This is a genomic window from Tropicibacter sp. Alg240-R139 (assembly GCF_900537075.1).
GTDB lineage: Bacteria > Pseudomonadota > Alphaproteobacteria > Rhodobacterales > Rhodobacteraceae > Falsiruegeria.
Window position 1 is genome coordinate 158,272 of sequence record NZ_UNRA01000006.1, and the last position, 16,806, is coordinate 175,077.

21 protein-coding genes are annotated in these 16,806 nt (G+C 59.4%); 14 read left to right on the forward strand and 7 right to left on the reverse strand.

All coding sequences use genetic code 11. The features are described from left to right. Window positions 1-56: 56 nt before the first annotated feature. Genes G6R15_RS19925 through ffh form a run of 3 tightly spaced genes read right to left on the reverse strand, consistent with a single transcriptional unit; the run spans window position 57 to window position 2,639 of the window. Window positions 57-584 carry a GNAT family N-acetyltransferase gene (locus tag G6R15_RS19925; RefSeq protein WP_164661732.1) on the reverse strand — a complete coding sequence of 176 codons (528 nt, stop codon included), beginning with the start codon at window positions 582-584 and terminating at the stop codon, window positions 57-59. After that, window positions 581-1,123 (reverse strand): GNAT family N-acetyltransferase, encoded by a 543-nt coding sequence (locus G6R15_RS19930; RefSeq protein ID WP_164661733.1) that lies wholly within the window; start codon window positions 1,121-1,123, stop codon window positions 581-583. Before G6R15_RS19930 ends, G6R15_RS19925 begins: the two co-directional genes overlap by 4 nt. A 1-nt stretch (window position 1,124) precedes the next feature. Further along, window positions 1,125-2,639, reverse strand: a complete 1,515-nt coding sequence (ffh, locus tag G6R15_RS19935) for a signal recognition particle protein (RefSeq protein WP_164661734.1) — start codon at window positions 2,637-2,639, stop codon at window positions 1,125-1,127. Between the two features lie 385 nt (window positions 2,640-3,024). Here ffh and G6R15_RS19940 point away from each other — a divergent pair, with 385 nt between their 5' ends. After that, a complete protein-coding gene (locus G6R15_RS19940) occupies window positions 3,025-3,534 on the forward strand; it encodes a hypothetical protein (RefSeq protein WP_205520593.1) in 510 nt (169 codons plus the stop codon). Between the two features lie 80 nt (window positions 3,535-3,614). Continuing rightward, window positions 3,615-4,142, forward strand: coding sequence for a prolyl-tRNA synthetase associated domain-containing protein (locus G6R15_RS19945; RefSeq protein WP_164661736.1), 528 nt, complete (start codon window positions 3,615-3,617; stop codon window positions 4,140-4,142). Between the two features lie 236 nt (window positions 4,143-4,378). Here the strand turns inward: G6R15_RS19945 and G6R15_RS19950 are convergent, their stop codons facing one another. After that, window positions 4,379-4,960 (reverse strand): FMN-dependent NADH-azoreductase, encoded by a 582-nt coding sequence (locus G6R15_RS19950; RefSeq protein ID WP_164661737.1) that lies wholly within the window; start codon window positions 4,958-4,960, stop codon window positions 4,379-4,381. Between the two features lie 131 nt (window positions 4,961-5,091). Here G6R15_RS19950 and G6R15_RS19955 point away from each other — a divergent pair, with 131 nt between their 5' ends. The 4 genes from G6R15_RS19955 to G6R15_RS19970 all read left to right on the forward strand — a co-directional run bounded on the left by G6R15_RS19955 (window position 5,092) and on the right by G6R15_RS19970 (window position 8,122). Continuing rightward, window positions 5,092-5,970, forward strand: coding sequence for a LysR family transcriptional regulator (locus G6R15_RS19955; protein WP_164661738.1), 879 nt, complete (start codon window positions 5,092-5,094; stop codon window positions 5,968-5,970). Then, a complete protein-coding gene (locus tag G6R15_RS19960; RefSeq protein WP_205520598.1) occupies window positions 5,967-6,890 on the forward strand; it encodes a DMT family transporter in 924 nt (307 codons plus the stop codon). Before G6R15_RS19955 ends, G6R15_RS19960 begins: the two co-directional genes overlap by 4 nt. Beyond that, window positions 6,883-7,338, forward strand: a complete 456-nt coding sequence (locus G6R15_RS19965; RefSeq protein WP_164661739.1) for a GNAT family N-acetyltransferase — start codon at window positions 6,883-6,885, stop codon at window positions 7,336-7,338. Before G6R15_RS19960 ends, G6R15_RS19965 begins: the two co-directional genes overlap by 8 nt. Window positions 7,339-7,426: 88 nt before the next feature. Next, complete coding sequence (locus tag G6R15_RS19970; protein WP_164661740.1) at window positions 7,427-8,122, forward strand: DUF2268 domain-containing putative Zn-dependent protease; 696 nt, start codon at window positions 7,427-7,429, stop codon at window positions 8,120-8,122. A 269-nt stretch (window positions 8,123-8,391) separates the two neighbouring features. Here G6R15_RS19970 and G6R15_RS19975 read toward each other — a convergent pair whose 3' ends face one another. Together G6R15_RS19975 and G6R15_RS19980 are read right to left on the reverse strand one after the other, a co-directional pair. Then, window positions 8,392-8,733 (reverse strand): helix-turn-helix transcriptional regulator, encoded by a 342-nt coding sequence (locus tag G6R15_RS19975; RefSeq protein WP_164661741.1) that lies wholly within the window; start codon window positions 8,731-8,733, stop codon window positions 8,392-8,394. A gap of 39 nt (window positions 8,734-8,772) precedes the next feature. After that, on the reverse strand, window positions 8,773-8,982 hold the full coding sequence (locus G6R15_RS19980; protein WP_164661742.1) for a hypothetical protein: 210 nt from the start codon (window positions 8,980-8,982) through the stop codon (window positions 8,773-8,775). 103 nt (window positions 8,983-9,085) lie between these two features. On the opposite strand from G6R15_RS19980, the gene G6R15_RS19985 reads away from it, so the two are divergent. The 6 genes from G6R15_RS19985 (at window position 9,086) to G6R15_RS20015 (ending at window position 13,655) form a co-directional block, all read left to right on the forward strand. Beyond that, the gene (locus G6R15_RS19985; protein ID WP_164661743.1) at window positions 9,086-9,982 is read left to right on the forward strand and encodes a LysR substrate-binding domain-containing protein; all 897 of its coding nucleotides are present in this window, start codon (window positions 9,086-9,088) and stop codon (window positions 9,980-9,982) included. Between the two features lie 1,098 nt (window positions 9,983-11,080). Beyond that, window positions 11,081-11,422, forward strand: coding sequence for an AtpZ/AtpI family protein (locus G6R15_RS19995; RefSeq protein WP_164661745.1), 342 nt, complete (start codon window positions 11,081-11,083; stop codon window positions 11,420-11,422). 3 nt (window positions 11,423-11,425) lie between these two features. Further along, window positions 11,426-12,184: a F0F1 ATP synthase subunit A gene (locus G6R15_RS20000; protein WP_164661746.1), complete on the forward strand. Its 759-nt coding sequence runs from the start codon at window positions 11,426-11,428 to the stop codon at window positions 12,182-12,184. 48 nt (window positions 12,185-12,232) lie between these two features. Continuing rightward, window positions 12,233-12,457, forward strand: a complete 225-nt coding sequence (locus G6R15_RS20005) for a F0F1 ATP synthase subunit C (RefSeq protein WP_011048925.1) — start codon at window positions 12,233-12,235, stop codon at window positions 12,455-12,457. An 86-nt stretch (window positions 12,458-12,543) separates the two neighbouring features. Next, on the forward strand, window positions 12,544-13,089 hold the full coding sequence (locus G6R15_RS20010) for a F0F1 ATP synthase subunit B' (protein WP_164661747.1): 546 nt from the start codon (window positions 12,544-12,546) through the stop codon (window positions 13,087-13,089). Window positions 13,090-13,094: 5 nt separating this feature from the next. Further along, window positions 13,095-13,655, forward strand: a complete 561-nt coding sequence (locus G6R15_RS20015) for a F0F1 ATP synthase subunit B (RefSeq protein ID WP_164661748.1) — start codon at window positions 13,095-13,097, stop codon at window positions 13,653-13,655. A gap of 302 nt (window positions 13,656-13,957) precedes the next feature. Here G6R15_RS20015 and G6R15_RS20020 read toward each other — a convergent pair whose 3' ends face one another. Further along, a complete protein-coding gene (locus tag G6R15_RS20020) occupies window positions 13,958-14,728 on the reverse strand; it encodes a FadR/GntR family transcriptional regulator (RefSeq protein WP_164661749.1) in 771 nt (256 codons plus the stop codon). Between the two features lie 174 nt (window positions 14,729-14,902). Here G6R15_RS20020 and G6R15_RS20025 point away from each other — a divergent pair, with 174 nt between their 5' ends. Both G6R15_RS20025 and G6R15_RS20030 read left to right on the forward strand, forming a co-directional pair. Then, the gene (locus G6R15_RS20025; RefSeq protein ID WP_164661750.1) at window positions 14,903-16,120 is read left to right on the forward strand and encodes a PLP-dependent aminotransferase family protein; all 1,218 of its coding nucleotides are present in this window, start codon (window positions 14,903-14,905) and stop codon (window positions 16,118-16,120) included. Window positions 16,121-16,154: 34 nt separating this feature from the next. Next, entirely contained in the window at window positions 16,155-16,718 is a 564-nt protein-coding gene (locus G6R15_RS20030) for a hypothetical protein (protein WP_164661751.1), read from the forward strand. Window positions 16,719-16,806: the final 88 nt, after the last annotated feature.

Genomic DNA, 16,806 nt, shown 5'->3' on the forward strand with positions numbered 1-16,806 from the left:
CAAGCGTGCACTACCCGTGCACCGAAACGCCGCAGCAAAATGTTGGTTGGGCGTGTTCATTGACCGACCTCCAAAACCGGGTGCCGCCAGACCTGGCATGTTTTGCCCAACAACGCGCCTTCGCGCTCATAGCTGGCCCCCAGACGGGTGGCGAGCGCTATGGAACGGTCGTTGCCGTGGGCGATGTAGCTCATCACGCCGTTCAGCCCCTGATGGCGGGCGGCAAAATCGCGGGCGGCATGGGCGGCCTCGAATGCGTATCCTTTGCCTTCGGCCTCTTCCATCACGGTCCAGCCCAGTTCGGGCTCGTCCCAGCCGGGGGCATAGATCATGCCCGCCCAGCCGATGAACGCGTCTGTTGCCTTGTTGGTTAGGTGCCAAAGGCCAAAACCGTTCAGTGTCCAGTGACCCAGACGTCTGACCAGCGACTCCCAGCTTTCGGCAGCGGTCTTGGGACCGCCGACCATATGGCTGCGTTTCGTTTCAAAGAAGGCGGCCATGCGCGGCAGGTCGTCTGCATGCGGGGCACGCAGGATCAGGCGCTGTGTTTCGATGGTGGGGACGTTGAGGTCGAGCGCGGTCATGCGTAGGCCTCCATCCCGCCTGCGGCGAGAGCTTGCGGAGATGGGTGACGCCAGATTTCCAGCGCGCCGTGGCGTTCGTGCTCGTAGATGCCCTCGTAGGTCGCGCCCATGCGTTTGGCGACATTGCGGGAGCCTGCGTTTTCGGGGGCAACAAGGCTGATCGCGGTTTTCCAGCCCAAGGTGTCATAGGCGTATTCGCGCGCGGCCAACGCGGCCTCGGTCGCGTATCCTTTGCCCTCAAACCCGTTCATCAGGTCCCAGCCCAATTCGGGTTCGGGCCAGCCGTGGGGGAACCAGGGGCCGATGATGCCCGCCAATTCGCCGGTTTCGGTTTCTTCGACTGCCCAGCGGCCAAAGCCGCGCAGTTGCCAGTGGCCCAGTTCGGTGGCGAGTGCGCGCCAGCTTTGTTCGGCCGTCATCGGGCCGCCCACAAATTTCGACCGCTCGGACGCAAAGAAGTCCGTGAAGCTCGCGAAATCGCGGGCTTCCATCGGGCGCAGCGTCAGGCGCGGGGTCGATATGGTGGGGATCTGGATCACGTTATTTCTTTTTCCCAAAACCGCTAAGGCCCGAGGGCAGGCCCATGCCGCCGCCCAGACCGGGCAGGCCGCCGGGCATTCCGCCCTTGCCACCCATGGCTTTGGCCGCTGCTTCGAGCGCCTTGGGGTCCATGCCCTGGGCCATCTGTTCGGGGCTTTGACCGCCTTTGCCAAGCATGCCCTTCATGGCTTGTTTCAGCATGCCGCCTTTGCCCATCTTGCCCATCTTTTTCATCATGTCCGACATCTGCCGGTGCATCTTGAGCAGTTTGTTGAGGTCGGAGACCTCCATCCCTGCACCCGCCGCGATCCGCTTTTTGCGGCTGGCTTGTAGCAGGGCGGGGTTGGCACGTTCTTTCTTAGTCATGGACTGGATCAGGGCGACCTGGCGTTTGATGATCTTGTCGTCAAAACCGGCCTCTTCGACCTGTTTGGCCATTTTGCCCATGCCGGGCATCATGCCCATCATGCCTTGCATGCCGCCCATCTGCTGCATCTGTTCAAGCTGCATTTTCAGGTCATTCATATTGAAATGACCCTTCATCATGCGCTTCATCATCTTTTCGGCCTGCTCGGCCTCGATAGTTTCCTGGGCTTTTTCGACAAGAGCAACGATGTCGCCCATGCCCAGGATGCGGCCCGCGATCCGGTCGGGTTCGAACGTTTCGAGCGCGTCCATCTTTTCGCCAAGACCGACAAAGCGGATCGGCTTGCCGGTGACTGCGCGCATCGACAGCGCCGCACCGCCGCGACCATCGCCGTCCATCCGCGTCAGGACCACGCCCGAGATGCCGATCTTGGCGTCGAACTCTTCGGCGACCTCGACCGCGACCTGACCAGTCAGGCCATCGACCACCAGCAGGGTTTCACGGGGGCTGACGACGTCGCGGACGTCTTCGACCTCTTGCATCAGGACTTCGTCGATCTGCAAACGACCGGCGGTGTCGAGCATGTAAACGTCATAGCCTCCAAGTGCGGCCTGTTGCTTGGCGCGTTTGGCGATGTCGACGGGGGTCTGGCCGGGCACGATGGGCAGGGTGTCGACGCCGATCTGGGCGCCGAGTACCTTGAGCTGGTCCATCGCCGCCGGACGGTAGATGTCGAGCGAGGCCATGAGGACCTTTTTGCCCTCTCGGTCCTTCAGGCGTTTGGCGAGCTTACCGGTGGTCGTCGTCTTACCGCCGCCCTGCAGGCCGACCATCAGGATCGGCGCGGGCGGGTTGTCGATTTTCAGCGTGCCGGGGTCTTCTTCGCCGCGCAGCACGTCAACCAGCGTGTCATGCACGATCTTGACGACCTGCTGGCCGGGGGTGATCGATTTGGTGACAGCCTGACCGGTGGCCTGATCCTGCACCTTTTTGATGAAGTCGCGGGCAACGGGGAGGGAAACGTCCGCTTCCAGAAGGGCGACGCGGACCTCGCGCAGGGCGGTTTTGACGTCTTCCTCGGAGAGCGCGCCCTGTTTTGTCAGCTTGTCAAAGACCCCAGAGAGGCGTTCGGATAGATTTTCAAACATAACGCGTCGTGGCTCCTGTGCCGGCTCATTCAGGTGCCCCTAACTTAAGGGGCGGCGGGGTCGTTTCCAATTGTGCCAAGGTGGCGCAATGCGGATCAGGGCGAGCCATACAAGTTTACCCCCACGGGCGTAACACGCTGGTGGGGGGCGATCCCTGAACGACTCAAGGGACCGGAAGGGGTAAAGCTTCCGGATGTTGCGCGGGAACTATGCCGAATGGGGCGCGGAGTCAAGTGGCGCTGGGTTTTGGGGGCGCTGGCCTCGCTCATGCTTTGAGCGAGAGGAGGCAGTGGGGATGCGCTTGCAGCCAGGGGTTGAATTACCTAGGTCTTGGGGGGCGAGCAAGGGTAGAGAGAATATGCGGGTCTTAAGTTTGTTTCTAGTGATGGCATTGATGGGGTCCGTTGCCGCGGCGTCCGACCGGGCCGCGTTGATCGCGCAGATTGAGGCGGGCGGTCAGAATGAATTCGAAGACGAGCGGCACGCGGTTGAAGTTAGTGACTGCCAGCTGACCACCTATCGCTGGAAACAGGTCGAGGGCGAGGGCTGGGTGTTGTGGACGTCGTTTGAATTTCCCATGCTGTCGGTGGGTCTGAACGAAAACCCGGCCACGCCAGAGATCGACTACTATGTCTATGCTGAAATGGAGCCTCCTGCAGCGCTGGTGTTTTTCAAGGCGAAAGAGGGAACTGATTTCTCTCATGAAAAACCGTTCCAGCGAAAGCCCAAGGGCGCGTATACCGCTTCCAGCCGCGGAGACGGGACAACGCATTACATCGAACGCAAAACCGAAGTCTTTATCATGCAGCAGGGACCGGATGTGCGTGCGAAGGCCGAGATGTTTACCACGGGTTACATACGTTATGTACAGGAGTATTGCACCTACACGGGGTGAATGTCGAAACGCGCCGTTGCATCTGGTGGGCCTCGTGATAGTCCGGTGCAAACCCATTCGATGAATTTGGATTTCCCGCTATGGACGCTTCATCCGCTTATCAGGACACTCTTCCGTTCAGTTCGGATGCGCTGCTCAGACAGATGGATGGTTGGGGGCTCGGTTACCGGTTGCACAACCACGTGCCGCTGCGCACGGTCGAGGATGCGATGGCAGTGGAAAATCAGTTCATGGTGCCCGGAGAGGCGGTGCTGCGGGTCAAGAACCTGTACCTTCGCGACCGCAAGAAGCGGAACTATCTGGTGACGCTGGAACAAAGCCGCGGGATTGATTTGAAGGCACTGGGCGCGGAGCTGGGTGTGGGAAACCTGTCGTTTGGATCTGCCGAACGTTTGATGCAGAACCTTGGCATCCGTCCAGGCGCAGTGAGCCCCCTGTCGATGATCAACGGAGTCGAAAACGGTGTTCAGTTCTTCATGGACGTTGCAGCGCGAGAGGCCGATGTGATCAACATGCATCCGCTGGTCAACGATCGCACGGTGGTGATGACGCGGGCTGATACGATGGCGTTCTTCGAGCGGATCGGGTGCGCGGTGAACTGGATATGATCGATCCCATCGCTGCGGTCCCCTACAATTCTTGATACAAGAATTGTAGGTAAATCCTGTTTCAGGATTTACTTACAGACTTTGAAACAAAGTCTGCTTGTGTCGCAAGCTGAATTCTTTAGGCAGTATCGCCCACGCAAGTTTGGCGGGGGCGCTTTGATGTTTGAGGCTGCTGAATCGGCGTCTGGACTTGCGATGTGCTCGTCATGCCAGCGCTTTTGCACGTGTTGCCTGGATCAGGCTGCCAGATTGGCGACCGCATCACGGGCTGCTTGTAGCGCGGTTTCGGGGTCGGTGGCCATGCCTTCGGCGGCGACGAATTCTACGTCCGTCAGGCCGATGAAGCCCATGATCTGGCGGAGGAATCCCGAGAGGTGATCAGTCGGCGAGCCCAGCGGCACGCCGCCCGTGGCCGCGGCAACGATGACGCGTTTGCCGGTGAGCAGGCCCTTGGGACCTTCGGTCGAGTATTCGAATGTCAGACCGGCGCGAGCGATCAGGTCGACCCAGACTTTAAAGCTGGCCGGGGCGCCGAAGTTGTACATGGGCAGGCCGATGACGATGGTGTCTGCGTCCTTGATCTCTGCGACCAGTTGATCGGACAGGGACAGCAGCTCCAGTTGTTCGGCGCTGCGGGCGTCGGCAGGGGTGAAGTTGGCGTTGACCCATTCTTCGGTGATCAGGGGCAGGGGTGTGGCCAGGTCACGGCGGATGATGCGGGCGGGGGCGTTCTGTTTGACGATCTGGTCGGTCAGCTCGCGTGTGGCGGAGCCGTGACGGCGGGCCGATGTGTCGATGTGGAGTACGGTAGATGTCATGAGCGTTTGTCCTTGAAGGCGGTTGCGGGAACTGTTCCATTGGAAATAGACATTGCAAAAACGAACGCAATTGGCATGATTAAACAAGTTTTGTTTGTTTTTGCACATAGGTCAGTGTCAAGGGAGGTGTCATGGACAATTGGGATGAAGTGCGCACGGCGTTTCAGGTGGCCCGGATGGGCACTGTCAGCGGCGCGGCCGAGGTGCTGGGCGTGCACCATGCGACTGTGATCCGTCACATCGACTCGATCGAGGCGCGGCTGGGGATCAAGCTGTTTCAGCGCCATGCGCGTGGCTATACGCCGACCGAGGCGGGATCGGACCTGCTGCGCGTGGCGCAGGCGACCGAGGATCAGTTCAATCAGTTGGTTGGGCGGCTCAAGGGGCAGGGCGATGACGTCTCGGGCGAGTTGGTGGTGACCTCGCTGTCAGCGCTTGGTCCGTTGCTGGTGCCTGAACTGGCTGAATTTCAGCAGATGCACCCCGAGTTGGTGGTGCGCTATTTGACGGGCGACCGGGTGTTCCGTCTGGAGTACGGTGAGGCACATGTGGCTATTCGCGCCGGCGCGGCACCGGACCAACCCGACAATGTGGTGCAGCCGTTCGTGTCCGACACGGTCGGGCTTTATGCCAGTAACAGCTATATTGAACACCATGGGTTGCCGTCTGGTGTGGACGACTTCGAAGGCCACATCTTTGTTGGCACGGATGATGAAAACAGCCGAGCCCCATTCAATCGCTGGCTGCGCAATCATGTGTCCGACGAGCAGATCGTCTTTCGGTGTACCGATATCTTTTCGATGCATGCGGCGATTCGTGCCGGAGCAGGTATCGGGTTCATGTCCCGCTGGGTTGCGTCGCAGCAACCGGACCTGGTGCAGGTGAGCGCGCCGATGCCGGATTGGTCAGGCAAGCTGTGGCTGGTGACACATGTGGATCTGCATCGCACCACCAAGGTGCAAGCGTTCCTGAAGTTCCTCAAGGAGCGGTCGAAGTCGTGGGCCATCTGACACCGGTTGCACGCGGGCATCTGGCGATGTTGTGTTTCTCTGCCTTGGTCGCAGGTAGCTTTTCTTTGGGCGGGCTGGTCGCAAATGACATCGCACCGACGGCCCTGAATGCGGTGCGCTTTGTCGTTGCGGCGGTGGTGATCGGGGTGGCGGCCCTGGCGACGACCGGGTTGCCGCGCACGGCGGCGCAGGCGCCTTGGCGGTATCTGGTGTTGGGTGGGCTTTTTGCCACCTATTTTGTACTGATGTTCGAGGGGCTCAAGACGGCGCCGCCGGTGAGTGCGGCAGCGGTGTTCACGCTGACGCCGGTGATGGCCGCGGTCGCAGGGTGGGTGCTGCTCAGGCAGGTCACGACTCGTTGGATGGCGCTGGCGTTGGCCGTGGGCGGGGCCGGAGCGCTTTGGGTGATCTTTCGCGCTGATCTGATGGCTTTGCGCGCGTTCGAAATCGGGCAGGGCGAAATCATCTATTTCTGGGGCTGTGCTGCGCATGCGATCTATACCCCGATGGTGCGCAAGCTGAACCGGGGCGAGCCTGCGGTGGTCTTTACCTTTGGCATGTTGGTCGCGGGCGGCGGCCTGTTGTGGATTTACGGTTGGCCCGATATCCGCACCACGGACTGGGCCAGTTTGCGGCCGATGGTTTGGGTCACGATCATTTATGTGGCGATCTTTGCCAGTGCGGCCACGTTTGTGTTGCTGCAGTTTGCAACGCTGCATCTGCCCGCGGCCAAGGTCATGGCCTACACCTATCTGACGCCCAGTTGGGTCATCGTCTGGGAGATAGCGCTGGGCCACGGTGCGCCCACCGGGTTGGTGTTGGGGGGCGTGGCATTGACGGTTGTTGCGCTTTGGATGTTGCTGGATGTTAGCAAGCCCAAATCGGCGGCGACGGTTTCGAAGGGGTTGGACGATGCGTGAGGTGCCTGTGGTACGGGAGGCGAGGCCGGATGAAACACCGGTGGTTGCGCGATTGGTTGCCAAGCTTCTGTCCGAATTGGATGGGGCGTCGGTCGATCCGATCTCTGTCGCGCTGAGTGCTGAAGCGGTGCTGGGGTTGCCCGCAGTGACGGCTTTCTTGGCCGTCGCCGGAGACGAAGCTGTAGGCGTGCTGGTGCTAAATGAATGCGCGGCGATCTACGCAGGTGGCTTATTTGGCGAGATTTCCGAGCTTTACGTTGACCCGGATTGGCGCTCGACTGGGGTGGCAAGCCTGCTGGTGCAGGCGGCGCGCACCTTAGGGCAGGAGCGGGGCTGGAAACGGCTGGAGGTTGGCGCGCCGCCTCAGCCGGACTGGGCGCGGACGTTAGGGTTTTACCAGCGAGAGGGGTTCGAGGAGGTCGGGCCACGGTTGCGGCGGATTCTTTGACATCTGACCTTGTGGTCGAGGATTTGAATATTGTGTGCGTGTGCACTGGCGGTATTCGCCGCTGTGGTGATTTTTGTAAGAGGTTTTCATGTCGGTTCGATTTCACATCCTGCAAGCCAGCGGCGTTCTGGCCGGGCAAATGCGCGACGATCTTATGTCGGTGTTGGAGCAAACTTCACAGGACTGCAGTCTCAAGCTCGATCTGGCTGATATCGATGTGGTGGTGATGAATGTGCCATGGGAGGTGATCCCGCGGTTAGGGATCGGCGGCCTTGCCTATAGCGCGCATCAGGTAACGGTGACACTGGACGTAAAGCACGCGCATCTGCGGGCCAATTTCGCCGGAGCCGTTCGGGCGGCTCTGGCGCATGAGCTGCACCATTGTGCGCGAGCCAAGGCGCGCGGAACCAGCCATTCCGAAACTTACGGCGGCAGCCTGGTGGCCGAAGGGCTGGCCTGTTGCTACGAGGAGGAAATGGGCCAGCCAACGCCGTTTTATGCCGTGGAATGCCAGGGAGAGGCGCTGCAGCGGTTTGCGGTTAAAGCGCGAGAGCATGTGGGGGCTGGCCGGTGGGACCTGCCGGGGCAGCCGACCGACTGGATGTTTGGCCGGGCAGGGGGGGATGCCGAGTTTCCCTATCAATGTGGTTATTCGACTGGCTACGCTCTGGTGCGGCATTGGCTGACCAAGCGGGGGATGACGGCATCCCAAGCGGTGGGCGTGGATGAGGCGGAAGTTTTGCGCGGCTGGCACGCGGGTCGTTGCGATCCGTTTGCCGATTAGGATGGGCTCACGTTCTGCGGTGCCGCGCCTCGCGTCAGCGAGGCGCCCGGCCCAACGCTGTGAGGGCCCGATAGGGCATGAAACGGGGGCGGGAGCGTTTCGAGTCTTATGCTCTGGACGTGCGCGGCGATTGGGAGAAGCGCTCCCGCCCGTCGGCGATGCCCCTTTCGGGGCACCTCCTTCCGTTGGGCCGGGCTCCGGGCTTTGCCCGGCGCGGTTGCGCCCGTGACCTTGGATTGTTTGAAGCACTCAGCGCGGGCGCAGGTGCTTTAGGTCTCAGTTGGTTTTTGGCCAGCGAGTTCTTCTTCAAGGAAGCGTTCAAAGGCGTCCAAGTTGACCGGTTCGAATTGACCAAACCCCTGCATCCAGACACTGGCGGCGCGCATCGCGTCGGGTTCCAGCTTGCACCATTTCACCCGGCCCCGCTTTTCCTGCGCAATCAAGCCGGCCCGGGTCAAGATGGTCAGGTGCTTTGAAATTGCGGCCAGCGACATCTCGAAGGGATCGGCCACATCCGTTACGGCCATGTCATCCTCCAGCAGCATCGACAGGATCGCGCGGCGGGTCGGATCGGCAAGGGCAGCAAAAACGGCATCGAGTTGGTCGGTCATGTCACGGTCATAGCCCGAGTTGCGTCGCCCGGAAAGGGTTCAGAGCATCGGGTGGCGTGTCGTCTGCGATGGGTATTGCAATTGCAGCAGGGCACGATCTGTCGGGCCAAGCCCAGCGTCCCGCGCAAACCTGTCGGTTTGGGGCATGGTGCCGGTCGGTATTGGTGCCTTTGGCACGAACCACGCACGCATTCTGTGCAAAAAGGTTGCGATGGGTTTCGCGGGTTGGGTCAGGTCAATTGCGGTCATGTCACACCTACTTTCCTTTATTTCAAGAGATATGTAGGTTCCTCCCCATCTTCACAACTTCAATTGCTTGACACTTATTGTGCCAAAAAGGCACATATACTGTATGGCTCGCCCTTTGCCCCCTTTGAACGCCTTGCGCGCCTTTGAGGCCGCGGGACGACACGAAAACTTCAGCCGCGCTGCTGAAGAGATGAATGTCAGCCATTCTGCCATCAGCCGCCATGTGCGCGGGTTGGAACACCGTCTGGGCGTGGCCTTGTTTCGGGATCTGCCGCGTGGATTGGAACTGACGGTCGAGGGGCGCAATTACCTGTCGCGGGTCACTGTTGCGCTGGATTTGATTTCGGACGCGACCGAGGATTTGGGCGAAACGCCCGAAGGGCGGATCACTGTCAGCAGTGAGCCGCTTTTTGCGCTCAAGGTGTTGATGCCGCGACTGAAACGCTTCTACGCGGTCTTTCCTAATGTCGAGGTGCATATCGAGGCGACCAATGCCCTGGCTGATGTGGACCGGTACGAAGCCGACATCGCTCTGAGGTTCGCCTTTCGAGGTGAGCTGGACGCGCCATCCGACCTGATCAGTGACACGCCGCTGCACGTCTATGCCGCGCCGGACCTGCGGCCCGAAGGGTGGAGCGACCCGCGCGAGGTGCTGGAATATCGTCGTTTCAAGGATCGCGGTGCAGGCATCTGGGATCGGTGGGGTCAATTGACCGGATTGGCACCGGGAGAGGTGTCTGACCCGCGCAAATACCTGGAAACCGAGCTGGCGTTTGAGGCAGCGGTGCAAGGCTTGGGCGTTTATCTGGGCGCAGGGGACTGCGTGGCCGGAGAGGTAGGGGCCGGGCGTCTGGTCCGGTGTTTTGACGCGGGCTTTCGCGATGGCGCCATGCGGCTTGTGCAAAGCACGCGGGCCCGGCGGCACAAGGCCGCGCGCGCTTTTCGTGAATGGCTGCTCGATGAAACCTCGGATCTACGCGGTTGGTCCTGTTCCAACTAAAGTGCCGATCTTTCCCCTTTGGGACCCGACGGGCTGAGATGTTCTGACCGGATACTGAAACGATAGTCGGCCATTGGCAATTGGATCAGCAGTTCAGGACCAATCGAAAGGCGGCCAGTGTGGCCGTCATAACTTGCGAGATACTGGCGGGTGCCGCTCAAATCGACGAGCTGATCTATCGAGCGCAGTAGATGGTCGTGCGGGACGCGTGCTCTAACGAGAGCTCTTAGAATGGCACCGCCTGTGGCCCCTGCTTCGATCCCATCATCATCGCCAAATAGCCCAATCAATATGGGAATTGAATTGGCAATGCCAGCTTCGTTCAAGGAGGTGTTTTACAACGGAATTCGCCCGATGTGTCGGCGGCCCCTTTCTGCACTGAGCTGTCAGCGATTGGCCTTGCCTCTTGTTCGACGACTTGCCGTGTTTACAAATAACTGGCTCCTTTTTTCAGTGACTCTTTCGTGTGCCGTCCTATCCTTTGATAAAGGGAAGTATACACAGGGTGAGCACATGTTGGCGCATTTTCAATGTCTGTTCCTGATGGGGGTCATCTTGAGCCTTGCTGCATGTGTTCCGGAACCAGGGACCCAAGCCTATCAGGATTACCAGATGCACAAAGCAAACCGCAATTCGGTGATGGGGCAGGGGGGTCGATAAATACTTTCAGGTGTCCACACGCCTGCCAGACCAAAGAATGAAACTGTTCTTTGGCAATCACTAATGTCCGTTTCGGGCTCGAAGCAGCCATTCCGCGGAGCAGCGATTGAGTGAGCAAGAACGCGCAGCCACATGGCAATGCGGATTGCAAATTCTTGGTGCTCGCGGTGTTAGCTTGGCTTTTGGCTTGACTCAGCGGCCCATGATCTTGGTTCAAGGGGTGACGAATTCGCGTTAATCAACCTTTTGGTTGAATATGGAAATTAGGTGATTTCAGGGGGTTTCGTCGTCGGAGATCGGTTTGATTGAATGCGACATCTAAAATTTTACTGTTTTAAAGCAATGATTTAGGTTGGTACTTTCTGCGACATAACTGTCGTTGACTCTGAGCCCCCACAGCCTTAGCACCTAGCCCAAGACAACGTGAGGGGTTCACCCGTGACCGAAGATGACCAAAAGCAGCGCCTGTCGCAGCTGGAGGCGCGGATCGCGACGGTGAAAAAGGCGAACGAGCCTGCTCCACGCGTAGATCGCGGCTTTTCCCATGGCGAGCTTGCCTGGCGGATGGTCATCGAAATGACGGCCGGCATCGGGATCGGCTTTGGCATTGGGTACGGGTTGGATTACCTGTTCGGGACCATCCCGATATTCCTGGTGCTGTTTACACTGTTGGGCTTTGCCGCCGGCATCAAGACGATGATGCGCAGCGCGAAAGAAGTTCAGGACAAGGCATTGGCCGCCGAGAACAACACCGGCGCCGAACAAGACGAGAGGGACTAGATCGTGGCAAGCGATACAACCGCCGCAGAAGGTAGCAGCCTGGTTTTCCACCCGATGGATCAGTTCATCGTCAAGCCGTTGTTCGGCGACGGTGCAGTTGGCATGTTCACCATCACCAATATGACCCTGTGGCTGGCTCTGGCCATCGTGGCCGTGATTGCCCTGCTGGTTCTGCCGACGTCTAAACGCGCCATCGTCCCCGGCCGCGGCCAGTCCATCGCGGAACTGACGTATGGCTTCATCTACAAGATGGTCGAAGATATCTGTGGCAAGGACGGCATCAAGTTCTTTCCCTACATCATGACGTTGTTCATGTTCATCGTCAGCGCCAACTTCCTTGGCCTGCTGCCGATGTCTTTCACCACGACCTCGCATTTTGCTGTCACCGCTGTTCTGGCGCTGGCCGTGTTCCTGACCGTGACCATCCTTGGTTTCGTCCTCAACGGCGCCGGTTTCCTGGGCTTGTTCTGGGTATCGAGCGCGCCGCTGGCGCTGCGCCCCATTCTGGCGATCATCGAACTGATTTCGTACTTTGTACGTCCTGTCAGCCATTCGATCCGTCTTGCTGGTAACGTTATGGCGGGTCACGCGGTGATCAAGGTGTTTGCAGGCTTTGCCGCTATCACCGTCATCTCGCCGGTTTCCGTTCTGGCCATCACGGCCATGTACGGTCTGGAAATCCTCGTGGCCTTTATCCAGGCCTACGTGTTCACAATTCTGACCTGTGTGTATCTGAAGGATGCGCTGCATCCGTCGCACTAAGGTTCTGAACCCTCAAAATCGAAACTTCCAATCGTAAGGAGAATTCTCATGGAAGGCGATCTCGCACACATCGGCGCAGGCCTGGCAGCAATCGGCTCGGGCGCAGCCGCAATCGGTGTTGGCAACGTGGCCGGCAACTTCCTGGCCGGCGCTCTGCGCAACCCTTCGGCCGCCGCATCGCAAACCGCGACACTGTTCATCGGTATCGCGTTCGCAGAAGCTCTGGGCATCTTTGCATTCCTGGTCGCTCTGCTGCTGATGTTCGCCGTCTAAGACCTTCGGGAACCGACATCCTTACGGTTGGGCAGTTCAACGCCGTTGTGCTGCCCAATGTAAGCTAAGTTTCCAAGGAGACCGACATGGCAACTGAGACCAAAGACATCGTCAGCGCCTGCGTCGACTCGTACGGCAGCGCGGTTGGCATGCCCCAGCTCTGCGGAGAGTGGATGGGCAACCAGATCTTCTGGCTCGTCATTACGTTGGTAGCGATCTTTCTGATCCTGTCGCGTGTGGCTCTGCCGCGCATCGGTGCGATCCTGGCTGAACGTCAGGGCACCATTACAAATGACATCGCTGCTGCTGAGGACCTGAAGGCCAAAGCGGTTGAAGCGGAAGAGACCTATAACAAGGCTCTGGCCGATGCCCGTGCACAAGCACAGGCCATCGCAGCCGAGGCGCGTGCCGAAATCCAGGCTGACCTGGATGTCGCAATCGCCAAGGCGGATGCCGAGATTGCCGCCAAGGCAGCTGAATCGGAAGCGGCAATCGCCGAGATCCGAGCCGGTGCCCTGGACAGCATTCAGGCTGTTGCCAAAGACACCGCAGGTGAAGTTGTGGCCGCCCTGGGCGGTCAAGCAGATGAGGCTGGTATCGCTGGTGCGGTCGACGCCCGGATGAAAGGATAAGAGCCATGCGTAATACTCTCGCCCTTGTCCTGACAGCTGGTGTCGCAAGCCCCGCGCTTGCTGCAAGCGGTCCGTTCGTTTCGCTGGGCAACACCGACTTTGTGGTGACGCTTGGCTTCCTGGTGTTCATCGGGGTGCTGTTCTACTTCAAGGTGCCCGGCATGATCGGCGGTGCATTGGACAATCGCGCTCAGGGCATCCAGTCCGAGCTTGATGAAGCCCGTGCACTGCGTGATGAAGCCCAAACCCTGCTGGCCTCGTTCGAGCGCAAGCAGAAAGAGGTGCAGGACCAGGCCGCCGCCATCGTGGCAGCAGCAAAAGATGACGCCGTTTTGGCGGCAGAGCAGGCTAAGGCCGATCTGGAAGTATCGATTGCGCGCCGTCTGGCCGCTGCGCAAGACCAGATTGCATCGGCTGAGGCTTCGGCCGTCAAAGAGGTCCGCGATCAGGCCATCACCATCGCCATATCGGCGGCCAATGAGGTGATCGCCAAGCAGATGACTGCGGCGCAAGGCAACAAGCTGATCGACGCCGCCATCGCCGAAGTGGACACCAAGCTGCACTAAGCGTGGCACCAGATTGACTTGAAAGAACCCGGCCCTGGCGTCGGGTTTTTTTGTGGCTGACGAAGGGCCGGTGATCCGGGGGTGCTCCCGCCCGTCGGTGATGTTTCTGACGAAACACCTCCTCCCGTTGGGCCGGGCCTCGCTTCGCTCGGCAGGTGGCGTTTGTGGCGAAACGGGTGCCCCAAGCGGCACCACGCCGGGCTTTGCCCGGCGCTACGCCCAAAGCCGTTCGCGATGCTGACGAAGTCAGGATCGCTCGGGTGCGGGAGTGCCCCGTTCCCTTGATCGCAACGGGGGAACCGTTAGCCTTGCTCGGTTTTGTGTTCCAGCCGTTGTCGGGCGATTGCTTCATTTCTCTCGGCAATCTGTTGATCCGACAGGCATTGCTTGACGAAATTCAAATGTGCCTCCACCGCTTCGCGCGCTCCGATCGGATCGCGGGCCTGCAGGGCGTCGTTGATTGCGTGGTGCTGGTCCAGGATCGAGGCGCGGGTGTGTTGCTGGTGGAACATGATGCGACGGTTGTAGAACACGCCTGCACGCAGCAGGTCAAACATAGACCTCATCATATGCAACATGACGACGTTGTGGCTCGCTTCGAGGATTGCCATGTGAAACTGGGCATCCAGCCGCGCCTCTTCTTCGGATCCGGGGTTCTCGTTGGCCACGACCATCTTGTCAAAGATTGCCTGAATGACCTTGAGGTCACTGTCCGACCCCAGTCGTGCCGCACGTTCTGCCGCCAGGCTTTCGATGTCCCGGCGGAACGAGAGATAGTCGAACATCGCCTCGTCATGTGCCCCAAAGAGCCGCGTGAGGGCCGGGGAGAAGGCATTGCCCAGAACCTCGGCCACAAAGACGCCTGATCCCGCCTTGGCGCTCAGCAAGCCCTGTTCCTGCAACTCGGCAATGGCGTCGCGCAGCGAGGGGCGCGAGACGCCAAGACGATCAGCCAATTCGCGTTCCGACGGCAGGCGTTCGCCCGGGCGCAGGATACCGCGCAGGATCAGCAATTCGATCTGGCGCACCACCGAGGTCGACAGTTTCTCGGGCTGGACTTTTTGAAAGGGCATGACCGGGGCCTTTGTGAAAATTGGTCAAAACATATGACCACGGTGGGGGCGTGGCTGCAAGGGAGGAAAGGTCAGAGAAGTTGACCGATCACATCTGTTGTAACAAAGGTCAGCATGTTTGACTTAATGCCGAGTCTGCCTAGTCTGATCCGCAGCTTTAGAGGAGAGAGACACATGGAGCTTGAGGAGATGTTTGCAACACGTGCCGATCGGCTCAAAGCCTCGGAAATCCGCGAGTTGCTGAAACTGCTAGACCAGCCCGACATCATCTCGTTTGCGGGCGGAATTCCTGATCCGGCGTTGTTTCCGGCCAAGGCGTTTCAGGCGGCCTTTGCAAAGGCGCTGGACCTACAACATCAGGCGAAGGCGCTACAATATTCGGTGAGCGAGGGGTATCTGCCGCTGCGCGAGTGGCTGGCCGCGCATATGGCTGGCATCAGCGTGCCGTGTGACGTCGACAACATCCTGATCACTTCTGGCTCGCAACAGGCGTTGGATTATCTGGGCAAGCTGATGCTGTCGCCGGGGGATACGGCGCTGGTCAACTGGCCGACCTACCTGGGTGCTCTGGCGGCGTTCACTGCCTATGAACCGCGGTTTGATCGGTTGGATCTGGGCGCAAATCATAGCGTGTCCGAATATGGCGAGCGGGCCGAAGCCGAAGGCGGGCGGGTCAAGTTTGCTTATCTGTCGGCGGATTTTTCGAATCCTACGGGTGAGACCGTGGATGCGACAGGGCGCGAACGTCTTCTGGACATGGCCGAAGCGCTGGATTGCGCGATCATCGAGGACGGTGCGTATCAGGCGCTGCGCTACGATGGCGAAGCAATCGCGCCGATCCTTGCGATAGAGCTGGCGCGCACCGGTGATCTGGAGGCTTGCCGGACGATATATTGCGGGTCATTTTCCAAGACCCTTTCACCGGGTTTGCGCGTCGGCTGGATCGTTGCTGCAAAGCCGGTGATTTCCAAGCTCGTGCTGATGAAGCAGGCCGCAGATCTGCATTCGCCAACAATCAACCAGATGGCTATTCATGGCGTGGCTGAGAGGCATTTTGATACCCATGTGGCGACACTGTGCGCGGCTTATAGCGCGCGGCGGGATGCTATGTTGGCAGCCTTGGCGGATCACATGCCCGAAGGGGTGGAATGGACTCGGCCCGAGGGGGGCATGTTTATCTGGATCACCTTGCCCAAGGGCATGGATGGTGCGGATTTGTTGGATCGCGCGATCCGTGACCAGCGAGTGGCGTTTGTTCCGGGTGGGGCTTTCTTTGCCGATGGGTCGGGGGCCAACACGATCCGGTTGAGCTTTTCCAACTCGGACGAAACTGCAATTGCCGAGGGCGTATCTAGGTTGGGGGCCGTTCTCCGTCGGGCTCTCTCTGACTAAGGATTTGTTAACCATTCCTGCCGACTGTAGCGGCATGATCCGGTTCTTTGGTTTTGTGGCCCTTTGGCTGCTTGTCGGCTGTGCCCCGCCCGAGGCGGGGTTCACGGCCGAACAGCCAGTGCAAAAGCTCAGCGTTGGCGGATATGCCGTTGAGGTTCAGATCAACGACGATGTGGTCAAGGCGCGTCGCCGGGTGTCGGATCTGCACAACACGGACGCCTACTATGTGGCATTGGAACAGATGATGGGGAAGCTGTCGGGCTGTCCCATTGCCAAGGTGTATCGCGTCAGTCGGTTCGTGACTTGGGGTGTCAAGGGCTGCAACATGGAACAGGCGCGGGCGTTTATTGCCGAGGCCGACAAGATCGTGGCCGGAAATTCGCAAAAGAAGGCCGCCAACAAAGGCAAGCCGCAGTATGATTGTCACGAGTGGAGCTCGACCACATTCTCAAACGGGTCCGAGATTTGGACCAACATCACTTGCGAGCCTTATGGCGGTGATCCAAAGTTGAAGTATCTAACTTTGGAATGTGAGCAAATTACCTGGATCACTGAGTCAGGAGATGGGCGGACAGATATGACGTGTGATCCGCAGTAGCAATATCTTGTGGATAACCTGCTGGCGTGGTCTAGATAGGGTGGCGTCGGCGTTGACAGGTCGGAAATGGCTGCGCAGGCTGGTTTGG